Consider the following 10,256-nt stretch of genomic DNA (forward strand, 5'->3'; position numbering starts at 1 on the left):
GATCGACGGCCGGCTGCAGAGCGCCGACGTCTACGGTTCTCGAGACCTGTTCCGCCAGCTCTGGCCCAAGCTGCTGCGCAGCGCGGCGACGGCCGCGGCGGCCGCGGCGACACCGGTGACGACGGCGACACGGGCGCGAGGGCTCACGTCGTCACGCTAGCGACTCCGCGTCGGCTCCGGTCGCGTCGCACGACAGGCTCGCCGTCGCCACCCGTCTATCGCTATATTCGTGGAAGTAATGGCGACGTACCGCGAACTGCTCGCCCGCGTGCGCGCCGAGATCGACGAGATCTCGGCCGCTGAGGCACGCGATCGCCTCGGCGCGGGCTCCCGCGCGCTCTTCCTCGACGTGCGCGACCCCGACGAGTGGGCCGAGGGGCACATCCCCGGTGCGACGCACCTCCCCCGCACGTACTTCGAGTCGAGGGTGGAGTCGGTCGTCCCGGACAGGCAGCGCGAGATCGTCGTGTACTGCGCGGCGGGATCCCGGTCCGCCTTCGCGACGAAGACGCTCCTCGAGCTCGGCTACCGCAACGTCGTCAATCTCGCCGGTGGCTACGCGGAGTGGAAGCGGTCGGGCTTCGAGACGACGCTGCCGCGCTCGCTCTCGCCCGCGCAGCGGACGCGGTACTCGCGTCATCTCCTGATCCCCGAGGTCGGCGAGGCCGGCCAGCAACGCCTGCTCGACGCCCGTGTCCTCCTGGTCGGGGCCGGCGGCCTCGGCTCCCCGGCCTCGCTCTACCTCGCAGCCGCGGGCGTCGGCACGCTCGGGATCGTCGACGCCGACGTCGTGGACGACTCCAACCTGCAGCGGCAGATCGTGCACTCGACGGAGCGGCTCGGCGAGCCCAAGGTCGTCTCGGCACAGCGCACGATCGAGGCGCTGAACCCCGACGTCACCGTGCTCCCCTTCGAGGAGCGGCTCACCTCGGAGAACGTCGAGCGGATCCTCGCCCACGGGTGGGACGTGGTCGTCGACGGCGCCGACAACTTCCCCACGCGGTACCTCGTGAACGACGCGTCGATCTGGCACGGGATCCCGGTCGTGCACGGGTCGATCTACCGGTTCGAGGGCCAGGTGACCGTGTTCGCGCCGGGTGAGGGCCCCTGCTACCGCTGCCTCTACCCCGCTCCACCACCCCCGGAGCTCGCACCGAGCTGCGCCGAGGGCGGGGTGCTCGGCGTGCTCCCGGGCATCGTCGGCTCGCTCCAGGCGAGCGAGGCGCTGAAGCTGATCCTCGGCGCGGGCGACACGCTGACCGGGCGCCTGCTGCTGTTCGACGCCCTGCACACGACGTTCGACGAGGTCGCCGTGCGCCGCGACTCCTCGTGCCCCGTCTGCGGCGACGAGCCGACGATCACCGAGTACGTCGACTACGTCGAGTTCTGCGCGGGGCCGGGCGCGGGACGGGCCGACGCCGCAGTCACCTCGGGGGCGCATCGGTGACGACCGTCCGCATCCCACCCACGCTCCGCGCCGAGGTCGGCGGGGAGCGCCAGGTCGAGGCGGCGGGGTCGACGGTGCGCGAGGTGCTGACCGACCTCTCGACGCGCTACCCGGCGCTCGGCGCGCAGATCCTCGCCGACGGCGAGATCGCCCCCTTCGTCAACGTCTACCTCGGCGGCGAGGACGTCCGCACCCTGGACGGCCTCGACACCGCCGTGCCCGAGGGCTCGACGATGATCCTCCTCCCGGCGATGGCCGGCGGGACCGACGTCGGGGAGCCGTGCGCCCCCACGATCGCCCGCTCGGCGCTCGACCTCGTCGGGAACACGCCGCTCGTCCGACTGTCGAGGCTCGTGCCCCGTTCAGGTGTCCAGCTCTACGCGAAGCTCGAGGGCCAGAACCCGACGGGGTCGATCAAGGACCGCGTGGCCAAGTCGATGATCGAGGCGGCGGAGGCGACGGGCGAGCTGCAGCCGGGCCGCAGGCTGCTCGAGCCGACGTCCGGCAACACCGGGATCGCGCTCGCGATGGTGGCGAAGCTGAAGGGATACCCCCTGACGTGCGTGATGCCGGAGAACGCGACCGAGGAGCGGAAGCGACTCCTCCGCCTGTACGGCGCGGAGATCGTGCTCTCCCCCGGTGACGAGGGGTCGAACGGCGCCGTCCGGCTCGCGCTCGAGCTCGCGGAGCAGGACTCCCGCTACTTCATGCCGTTCCAGTACGCGAACCCGGCGAACCCCCGCGCCCACTACGAGGGCACCGGTGCCGAGATCGCGGACGCGCTCGACCGTGTCGACGTGCTCGTCGCGGGGCTCGGCACCGGCGGCACGCTGATGGGCGTCGGCGAGCGGCTCAGGGAGTCCTTCCCGGACGTCGTCCTGGCGGCGGCCGAGCCTCTGCCCGGCGACCCGGTGATGGGGCTGCGCTCGCTCGACGACGGGTACGTGCCGCCGATCCTCGACGTCTCGAAGCTCGACCGGAAGGTGCTCGTGTCGAACGAGGACTCGGTGCAGGCGATGCGCGACCTGCTCGCGCTCGAAGGCATCTTCGCAGGCGTCTCGTGTGGCGCCGTCGTGCACGTCGCCCGGCGCCTCGCCGCAGAGCTCGACGAGGGCGTCGTCGTCGCGGTGCTCGCCGACGGCGGCTGGAAGTACCTCTCCGCCGACTTCTGGGATGCGGAGTCGGGCGGCGAGATCGAGCGGACGATGGAGAAGACCGTCTGGTGGTGATCCCGGGAGCCGTGCGGGACGAGCTCGTCCGGCACGCTCGTGAGGAGGCGCCGAACGAGTCCTGCGGACTCCTCGTGCTGCGGGACGGGATCGCAGAGCGGTACGAGCGCGGCGTCAACGCCGCGGCGTCGCCGTACCGGTTCGACCTCCGGATGGACGATCCCCGCATCTGGTTCGTCGAGGACGACGGATACGACCTCGCCGTCGTGCATTCCCATGTATCCTCCCCGCCCCGCCCGTCGCGGACGGACGTCCAGAACATCGGGCTGTGGGAAGGGAAGCCCTACGTGATCTACACCTTGCGCACCGACGAACTGGCCGCCTGGAGGATCGAGGCCGGCGTCATCGAACGTCTCGCGGTGCGCGACCACGAGGAGGCGGAGTGAGCATGAAGATCAGACGCGGGCACGTCGGCGCGCTTCTCTGCGCAGCGGCGCTCGGCGTCGCCGCGGGCTGCGGGGGCGGCGGGAGCGGCTCCGGAGGCGGCGAGACCGCAGCCGGGGGCGATGCGACCGAGGCGCCCGACACGGGCTCCGGCGGTGGTGGAGGGACGAACGGCGACGGCGGGCTGTCGATCGACGAGGTGAAGACGCTCATCCTCGAGGGCGACCTGAACGTGCGCGGCTGGGTGGTCGACGTCGGCGGGACGACGTACCTCTGCTCCTCGGCCCAGGGCTCTCCGCCCGCCTGTGGGAAACCGTCGCTCGTCCTCGTCGGCTACGACGGGGACGTCCCCTCGACCGCCGAAGTGATCGTGACGGGCCAGGTGGCCGGCAACAAGCTCACCGTCGGCTAGCGACGGCGCCTAGGAGAGCACGACCGCCGCGCCGACCTCGGCGCTCCTGTACAGGGCCTCGATCGTGCGGGCCTGGCCGAGCGCGTCGTCGCGCCCGAGGAGCGGCGGAGCGGCTCCGCCGACGGCGTCGGCGAGGTTCTCGAGCTGGAGCCGGTAGGAGTTCGCCTGCGCGACGTCGACCGCCTCGACGGCACCGTCGCGCACGAGCTGCAGCTCCCCGGGCCAGTCGATCCGCCACGGTGCCTGTGCGACGAGGGCCCCGTCCTCGCCGACGACCTCCAGGTACTGGCGCCGCGGCGCGACGAAGGACGCCTCGAACTGGGCGACGACGTCGTCGGCGAACCGCAGCGTCCCGTAGAACGCCATGTCGATCCCGGTCGGGCCGGTCACCTGCTCGGCGACGACGGACACGGGCTCGCCGGCGAGCAGCCGGGCGCCGCTGACGCAGTAGCACCCGACGTCCATCAGGGCGCCGCCGTCGAGCTCGGGGCGCGCGCGCACGTCGGTGAGGTCGCGGAGCGGGAAGGTGAACGTCGCGCGGGCCGCCACCGGCGCACCGATCGCTCCCTCCCGCACCAGGCGCGCGATCTCCGCGGTCTGCGGATGGTGGCGGTACATGAACGCCTCCATCAGCACGAGCCCGGCTCGGCCGGCGGCCGCATACGCCTCCTCGACGTCGGCGGGACGACGCGAGTACGGCTTCTCGCAGAGCACGTGCTTGCCCGCCGCGAGCGCGTGCATCGTCCACGGGTGATGCAGGCCGTTCGGGAGCGAGATGTAGACGGCGTCGACCTCGCCGTCGTCGAGGAGCGCCTCGTAGCTGCCGTGGGCCCGGGGGATGCCGTGCTCGGCGGCGTACGACTGCGCCCGCGCCTCGTCCCGGCTCCCGACCGCGACGACGTCCACACGGCCCGAGTCGGCCGCGGCAGCGAGGATCTCGCGGTTGATCTTGGCGGTCGAGAGGAGCCCGAGGCGGAGAGCGCTCATCGAGCGGAGCCTTTCACATCGTCGGCACCCCGGGGCGGCGATACGCTGCACGGACGGTGAGCGCAGACCGATGACCGTGATCGCCGACGCCCACGTCGACCTGTTGCTCGAGCTCGCGTACCGGGAGCGCCGGCTGGGCGAGACCGGCGTGTTCGCACGCACGTGGCTGCCGCTCCTGGAGCAGGGCCGCGTCGGCCTCCAGGTCTGCCCGGTCTTCGTCGGCCACGCCGTGCAGCCGGAAGGGTCGCTGCGCGAGGCGCTCGCCCTCGTCGCCGCCTTCCACCACGCCGTCGACGAGTCGCCGGGGCGGCTGATCCACGTGCGCACCGCCGCCGACCTCGATCCGGTCGAGCACGGCGAGCGGATCGGGCTGATGCTCTCCCTCGAGGGTGTCGAGCCGTTCGGCGTCGAGACGTGGCCGGCCGACGTGTTCCACGCGCTCGGCGTGCGGATGGCCGGCCTCACCTGGAACCTGCGCAACGCCTTCGCCGACGGGACGGGCGAGGAAGGCGGCGGCCTCTCCCGGCTCGGGCGCCGGCTCGTCGACCGGCTCGTCGCCCTCGGGGTGATCATCGACCTCGCCCACGCGTCGAGTGGGGCGTTCGACGAGATCCTCGAGCGTGCCCCCGGGCACCCCGTGCTCTCCTCGCACGGCGGCTGCCGCGCGGTGCACGACACCCCCCGGAACCTCGACGACCGGCAGCTCCGTGCGCTCGCCGCTGCGGGCGGCCTGGTCGGGGTCATGCTCCACCCGATCGCGATCGGGCCCGACCGGGCGACGATCGCAGGCGTGATCGAGCACCTCGAGCACGCCGCGGAGGTGGTGGGCGTCGACGGCGTCTGCCTCGGCGGCGACTTCACCCGCCGGCTCTGGGAGGCGATGCCGACCCCTGCGCTGCCGGAGGACGGGCTGACGCCCGCCGGGCACCGACCCGGCGCCGGGATCGAGGGGCTGACGGGGCCGGAGGACTACCAGAGGCTCGTCGCGGCGCTCCGCGAGCGCGGGTGGCCGGACGCCGACGTCGAGGCCGTCGCGAGCGGCAACCTGCTCCGGTTCCTCCGCCGCGCGCTCGACTAGCGGGTCGCCGAGCCGCCCTCGACCCGCCGCTCCGCCTCACCGGCGCTCCACGGCGAGACGGGGCCGAGTCGCTGCCGCCCCGTGTCGCCGCCCCGAGGCTCTGCCGGGCGCGGGTGACGAGCACCGGGATCAGGCGGCGCGGCGGGCGTGGACGAGCAGGCTCGCGCCGATCGCGCCGCCCATGTCCCCGAGCTCCACGAGCCGGTAGACCGGTCTCGTGTGGAAGAACGTGTGCGGGCGGGCCGCCTTCTCGATGCGCTTCAGCCAGGTCGGGCCGAGCCGCTCGCCGAGACCGCCCCCCACGATCACCGCCTCGACGTCGAGCAGGGTCACCGCGGCGCCGATGCCGACGCCGAGCGCGGCGACGGCGTCGTCGAGGAGGTCGCGTGCGACGGCGTCGCCGGCGTCGAGCGCACGCAGCCAGATCCCACTCGTCAGGCGCTCACGACCGCGTTGCCGCATGAGGTCGAAGAGGACCGTCTTCCGGCGACGCGCCTCGCGGCGCGCGCGCTGCTCGAGCGCCGCCCGTCCCGCGTAGGCCTCGAGACACCCGCGCAGGCCACAGGCGCAGCGGCGACCGCCTGGCTTCACACACACGTGCCCGATCTCGCCGGCCGAGCCACGGCCCCGCAGGAGTCGCCCGTCGACGACGAGGCCGCCCCCGACACCGGTGCCCCAGAACACGCCGAGGAAGCTCCGGAGCCCGCGTCCCGCCCCGTAGCGCCGCTCGGCCTCGACGGCCACCGTGACGTCGTTGCCGAGGGACACCGGAAGGCCGCCGAGCGCGTTCGACAGCTCCGCCGCGAGCGGGTACTCCTTCTCCCACTCCTCGATGTTGGCGACCTGGGTGACAGTGCCCTCCTCCGTGTCGATCTCACCCGGGACGCCCACACCGACGCCGTCGAGCTCGGAGAGCCGGAGCCCGGCGTCCGCGGCGGCCTCCCGGATCGTGATCGCCAAGTCGTGCACGACCGCCTCGGCACCGCCACGTCGCGGCGTGTCGCGACGCGCATGCCCGACGACCGTCGCGGCGCGCCCCGTGACCACCGCCTGGATGTTCGTTCCTCCCAGGTCGAGCCCGCCGCGGGCGGGCGAGCTCGGCGTCATGCGACCTTCCTGACGGTCTCGTCGAGCGGCCTTCTGTTCGCCCGCTCGCTCCACTCGGACGCGGATCGCGACTCGGGGTCGCGCACACGCTCGGGACGGCCGAACGAGAGCACGATCACGGGCTCCTCGTCGTCACCGAGCGCGAGGGCGCGGCACGCCGCCTCGGCGTCGCGCACGCCGTTCGGGCACGACGAGATCCCCTCGTTCCAGGCCGCGAGGAGCATGTTCTGTGCCGCGCGGCCGGCATCGAAGGCGGCGCGGCCGACGGGAACCACGATCGCGACGACGAGGCCCGCGGCCCGGACGTTCTCCGGCGCCCAGACCGCCTCCGCGAGCGCCTCGACGCGCGCGCGGCTCGTCGGCACCACGAACGTCCACGGCTGGCGGTTCTTGCTCGAGCCGGAGAGCCGGCCCGCATCGAGGATCCGGTCGACCGTCTCCTCCGACAGCGGGCCCGCGAGGTAGCGGCGCTCGTCGCGCCTGCTCGCGATGGCGAGGAACGCGTCCACGCGCGTAGCCTAGTGCGGTGACGACGAGTGCGCGTGTCGGCCTCCTCCGCTGGCTCCGACGGCAGCTCCGCCAGCCGACGCCGTATCGCGAGCGCCTCGAGGCCGCGGTCGTGCACGACGACCCGGCCGAGGCCCGCCGGCTGCTCGAGCGGTTCGCGTTCACGGACGCGCAGCGGCGCCACGTCACGGAGCTGATCATCGAGTGGGAGGCGCAGCGTGGGGAGCGCTGAGAACGCCGGTGTGCTGCACCGGATGTTCGCGGCGTTCGCCAGCCGGGACGCGTTCGCGCTGCGCGACCTGCTCGCGGAGGATGCGGTCTGGATCGTCCCGGGCCGCGGCGCGATGGCAGGCACCTACCGCGGCCGCACCGCGATCCTCGGCTTCCTCGCGCGCCTCCCGAAGGAGACCGGCGGGACGTACGCGTCGGCGCTCGTCGACGTGCTCGCATCCGAGGATCGCGCGGCGGCGCTCTATCGCGCGACCGGGGTACGCGCGGGCCGGACGCTGGACCTCGAGCAGCTGCTGCTCGCAGAGGTCGCGGACGGGCAGGTGCGCTCGGTGCTCGCACTCCCCTCGGACCCCGAGGAGTTCGACGCCTTCTGGGGCGCCGGACCTGAGAGGGTTGACGCGTGAGCGGCACGGACGCGACGGAGGGCGAGGACGTGCGCGAGAGCGGGCACCGGTTCGCCGACGGGCTGCGATACCGGGTCGAGATCCCGTCGGTCGAGGGACCGGTCGCGATGCGGGCCGTGCTCGAGGAGGCCGTCGCACGCGGCGTCCCGGTGCGCCGCGTGTCGCAGGGCTCCGGCGTGATGATGCTGACCGACGTCGAGCTCGACGAGATGGCGCAGCTCGGCGCGGAGCACGGCGTCGAGGTGTCGCTGTTCCTCGGCCCCCGCGGCGCCTGGGACGTCGGGGGGCAGTCGCACGTCACGACCGCGGTGGCGGGTGTCGCGCGCGGGGCGGCGGGGATCGAGCAGTGCCTCGCCGAGGTGCGCCGCGGCCTCCGTCACGGCATCCGGTCGTTCCTCGTCGCCGACGTGGGCGTCCTCGCGACGCTCGGGCAACTGCGCGCCGCCGGCGACCTCCCCCCGGGCCTCGCGCTCAAGACCTCGGTGCTGCTCGCCTGTGCGAACGGGGCCACGGCACGTGTCCTGCAGGGCCTCGGGGCGACGACGATCAACGTCGCCACCGACCTCTCGGTCGCGGAGCTCGGAGAGGTGCGCGCCGCGTGCACGGCGCCTCTCGACATGTACGTCGAGGCGCCGGACGACCAGGGTGGCTTCGTCCGCCACTACGACGTTCCGGCGATGGTGCGCGCCGCCGCTCCTCTGTACGTCAAGGTCGGCCTCCGCAACGCCCCGAACATCTACCCGTCCGGCCTCCACCTCGAGGGCACTGCCGTCGCGCTCTCGCGCGAGCGCGTCCGCCGGACCCAGCTCGTGCTGCGACTCCTCGAGGAGCTCGCGCCGGACCTCGTCGAGGGGCGCGGCGCCGACGTCCCCGGCGACCTCGCGATCCCGACGCCGTAGCGGGCGGCACGCCCCGGCCGCGAGGGCGGGGCGCGCGTCGGCGCCCGGCCACGGTGGATCGTCTAGGGTCGGCCCATGCGTGAGCGCTTCGCCGGCGTCTACACGGCCGCCCTCGCCGACGTCCTCGACGAGCGGGGGCTCCGCGAGCAGACGCTCCCACCGCAGATCCGGCCACTGGTCCCCGGAATGCGCGTCGCCGGCCAGGCCTTCACGGTCGAGGGACGACCGGCCGACCACGGCGACTGGGACGGCGCGATCCGCAAGACCCTGGCGATGCTCGGTGCCGTGCCGACCGGTCAGGTCGCCGTCTACCAGTGCCATCACGAGCGCTCGGCGCACTTCGGCGAGCTCTCGGCGACGTCGCTCCTCACGCGAGGCGTGGCCGGCTGCGTGATCGACGGCGGATGTCGGGACACGCGCTTCATCGCCGAGCAGGGGCTCCCCGTCTTCGCCCGGCACGTCACGCCCGAGGACTGCACCTGGCGCTGGGAGGTGACGGCGACGCAGGTGCCGATCACGATCGGGACGGTGCGGATCGCACCGGGCGACTGGGTGGTCGGCGACGAGGACGGTGTCGTCGTCGTCCCGGTGGATGTCGCTGCAGACGTCCTCGCCGAGGCCGAGCGGAAGGTCGGCACCGAGAACGAGATCCGAGAGGCCGTCACGCGCGGCGTCTCGCCGCTCGAGGCGTACGAGCGCTACGGGACCTTCTGATGCGACGACGCGGCTCGACGTACGAGCCGGGCCGTGCGCTCGCGACATCGTCCCCGGGCTCGTGAGATGATCGCGCGATGACCGACGCGGCCGACGTCCTCACCGTGGACGCCCGGGCGTTCCTCGTCGCGCTCCACCGCGAGTTCGACGACCGCCGCCGTGAGCTGCTCGCCGACCGCGCCGCCCGCCTCGCCCGCCTCCGCGGAGGAGAGCTCCCCGACTTCCGCGCGGAGACGGCGTCGGTGCGGGAGGGCGACTGGTGGATCGCCCCGTTCCCGGAGGAGATCGCCGACCGCCGCTGCGAGATCACGGGGCCCGTCGACCGGAAGATGGTGATCAACGCGCTCAACTCGGGCGCCCGCGTGTTCATGGCGGACTTCGAGGACGCGAACTCGCCGACGTGGGAGAACTGCGTCCAGGGCCAGCGGAACCTCACCGACGCGCTCGACCGGACGATCGAGCTCGTCACCCCCGACAAGGAGTACCGGCTCGTCGACGACCCGGCGGTGCTCTTCGTGCGCCCGCGCGGCTGGCACCTCGACGAGCGGCACTTCGACGTCGACGGTGTCGCGATGTCCGGCAGCCTCTTCGACTTCGGGCTCTACTTCCACCGCAACCACGGCCGCAACGGGCGCTACTTCTACCTCCCCAAGCTCGAGTCGCACCTCGAGGCCCGCCTCTGGAACGACGTCTTCGTGTTCGCGCAGGACACGCTCGGCGTGCCGCGCGGCACGATCAAGGCGACCGTCCTGATCGAGACGATCCTCGCGGCCTTCGAGATGGACGAGATCCTCTACGAGCTGCGGCCGCACGCCGCCGGGCTCAATTGCGGCCGCTGGGACTACATCTTCAGCTTC

Annotated in this window: 13 protein-coding genes and 1 pseudogene; 11 read left to right on the plus strand and 3 right to left on the minus strand. The window is 73.2% G+C overall.

The window, feature by feature from the left end:
• The first annotated feature begins 13 nt into the window (after nt 1-13).
• From AC162C_RS13295 to AC162C_RS13315, 5 genes are all read left to right on the plus strand, one after another.
• Nucleotides 14-160 carry a hypothetical protein gene (locus tag AC162C_RS13295; protein WP_484097977.1) on the plus strand — a complete coding sequence of 49 codons (147 nt, stop codon included), beginning with the start codon at nt 14-16 and terminating at the stop codon, nt 158-160.
• Nucleotides 161-238: 78 nt separating this feature from the next.
• Nucleotides 239-1,447, plus strand: a complete 1,209-nt coding sequence (gene moeB, locus AC162C_RS13300; protein WP_484097967.1) for a molybdopterin-synthase adenylyltransferase MoeB — start codon at nt 239-241, stop codon at nt 1,445-1,447.
• Nucleotides 1,444-2,676, plus strand: coding sequence for a pyridoxal-phosphate dependent enzyme (locus AC162C_RS13305; RefSeq protein ID WP_484097968.1), 1,233 nt, complete (start codon nt 1,444-1,446; stop codon nt 2,674-2,676). The genes moeB and AC162C_RS13305 overlap by 4 nt, the downstream gene beginning before the upstream one ends.
• Nucleotides 2,673-3,062, plus strand: coding sequence for a M67 family metallopeptidase (locus AC162C_RS13310; RefSeq protein WP_462974118.1), 390 nt, complete (start codon nt 2,673-2,675; stop codon nt 3,060-3,062). The genes AC162C_RS13305 and AC162C_RS13310 overlap by 4 nt, the downstream gene beginning before the upstream one ends.
• A 2-nt stretch (nt 3,063-3,064) precedes the next feature.
• Nucleotides 3,065-3,472 (plus strand): hypothetical protein, encoded by a 408-nt coding sequence (locus AC162C_RS13315; protein ID WP_484097969.1) that lies wholly within the window; start codon nt 3,065-3,067, stop codon nt 3,470-3,472.
• Nucleotides 3,473-3,481: 9 nt separating this feature from the next.
• Here the strand turns inward: AC162C_RS13315 and AC162C_RS13320 are convergent, their stop codons facing one another.
• The gene (locus AC162C_RS13320) at nt 3,482-4,459 is read right to left on the minus strand and encodes a Gfo/Idh/MocA family protein (RefSeq protein ID WP_484097970.1); all 978 of its coding nucleotides are present in this window, start codon (nt 4,457-4,459) and stop codon (nt 3,482-3,484) included.
• Nucleotides 4,460-4,529: 70 nt separating this feature from the next.
• Between AC162C_RS13320 and AC162C_RS13325 the strand changes: the two genes are divergently transcribed.
• Nucleotides 4,530-5,537 carry a dipeptidase gene (locus AC162C_RS13325; protein ID WP_484097971.1) on the plus strand — a complete coding sequence of 336 codons (1,008 nt, stop codon included), beginning with the start codon at nt 4,530-4,532 and terminating at the stop codon, nt 5,535-5,537.
• A 129-nt stretch (nt 5,538-5,666) separates the two neighbouring features.
• Here AC162C_RS13325 and AC162C_RS13330 read toward each other — a convergent pair whose 3' ends face one another.
• Nucleotides 5,667-6,644 carry an ROK family protein gene (locus AC162C_RS13330; RefSeq protein ID WP_484097972.1) on the minus strand — a complete coding sequence of 326 codons (978 nt, stop codon included), beginning with the start codon at nt 6,642-6,644 and terminating at the stop codon, nt 5,667-5,669.
• Nucleotides 6,641-7,153: a nitroreductase family protein gene (locus AC162C_RS13335; protein WP_484097973.1), complete on the minus strand. Its 513-nt coding sequence runs from the start codon at nt 7,151-7,153 to the stop codon at nt 6,641-6,643. The genes AC162C_RS13330 and AC162C_RS13335 overlap by 4 nt, the downstream gene beginning before the upstream one ends.
• 17 nt (nt 7,154-7,170) lie before the next feature.
• Between AC162C_RS13335 and AC162C_RS13340 the strand changes: the two genes are divergently transcribed.
• The 5 genes and pseudogenes from AC162C_RS13340 to AC162C_RS13360 form a co-directional block, all read left to right on the plus strand.
• Complete coding sequence (locus AC162C_RS13340; RefSeq protein WP_484097974.1) at nt 7,171-7,383, plus strand: hypothetical protein; 213 nt, start codon at nt 7,171-7,173, stop codon at nt 7,381-7,383.
• Nucleotides 7,370-7,786: a nuclear transport factor 2 family protein gene (locus tag AC162C_RS13345; protein ID WP_462974128.1), complete on the plus strand. Its 417-nt coding sequence runs from the start codon at nt 7,370-7,372 to the stop codon at nt 7,784-7,786. The genes AC162C_RS13340 and AC162C_RS13345 overlap by 14 nt, the downstream gene beginning before the upstream one ends.
• Nucleotides 7,783-8,685, plus strand: a complete 903-nt coding sequence (locus AC162C_RS13350; RefSeq protein WP_484097975.1) for a U32 family peptidase — start codon at nt 7,783-7,785, stop codon at nt 8,683-8,685. The genes AC162C_RS13345 and AC162C_RS13350 overlap by 4 nt, the downstream gene beginning before the upstream one ends.
• A gap of 75 nt (nt 8,686-8,760) precedes the next feature.
• The gene (locus AC162C_RS13355; protein WP_484097976.1) at nt 8,761-9,399 is read left to right on the plus strand and encodes an RraA family protein; all 639 of its coding nucleotides are present in this window, start codon (nt 8,761-8,763) and stop codon (nt 9,397-9,399) included.
• Nucleotides 9,400-9,476: 77 nt separating this feature from the next.
• Nucleotides 9,477-10,256 (plus strand): annotated as a pseudogene (locus tag AC162C_RS13360) (malate synthase A); the annotation flags it as partial.

Source organism: Gaiella sp., from assembly GCF_057140465.1.

What these genes read in the sequence shown, in the direction of transcription:
- moeB (WP_484097967.1), top strand. Translation starts at nt 239, where the DNA reads ATGGCGACGTACCGCGAACTGCTCGCCCGCGTGCGCGCCGAGATCGAC.
- AC162C_RS13315 (WP_484097969.1), top strand. Translation starts at nt 3,065, where the DNA reads ATGAAGATCAGACGCGGGCACGTCGGCGCGCTTCTCTGCGCAGCGGCG.
- AC162C_RS13320 (WP_484097970.1), bottom strand. Translation starts at nt 4,459, where the DNA reads ATGAGCGCTCTCCGCCTCGGGCTCCTCTCGACCGCCAAGATCAACCGC.
- AC162C_RS13325 (WP_484097971.1), top strand. Translation starts at nt 4,530, where the DNA reads ATGACCGTGATCGCCGACGCCCACGTCGACCTGTTGCTCGAGCTCGCG.
- AC162C_RS13330 (WP_484097972.1), bottom strand. Translation starts at nt 6,644, where the DNA reads ATGACGCCGAGCTCGCCCGCCCGCGGCGGGCTCGACCTGGGAGGAACG.
- AC162C_RS13355 (WP_484097976.1), top strand. Translation starts at nt 8,761, where the DNA reads ATGCGTGAGCGCTTCGCCGGCGTCTACACGGCCGCCCTCGCCGACGTC.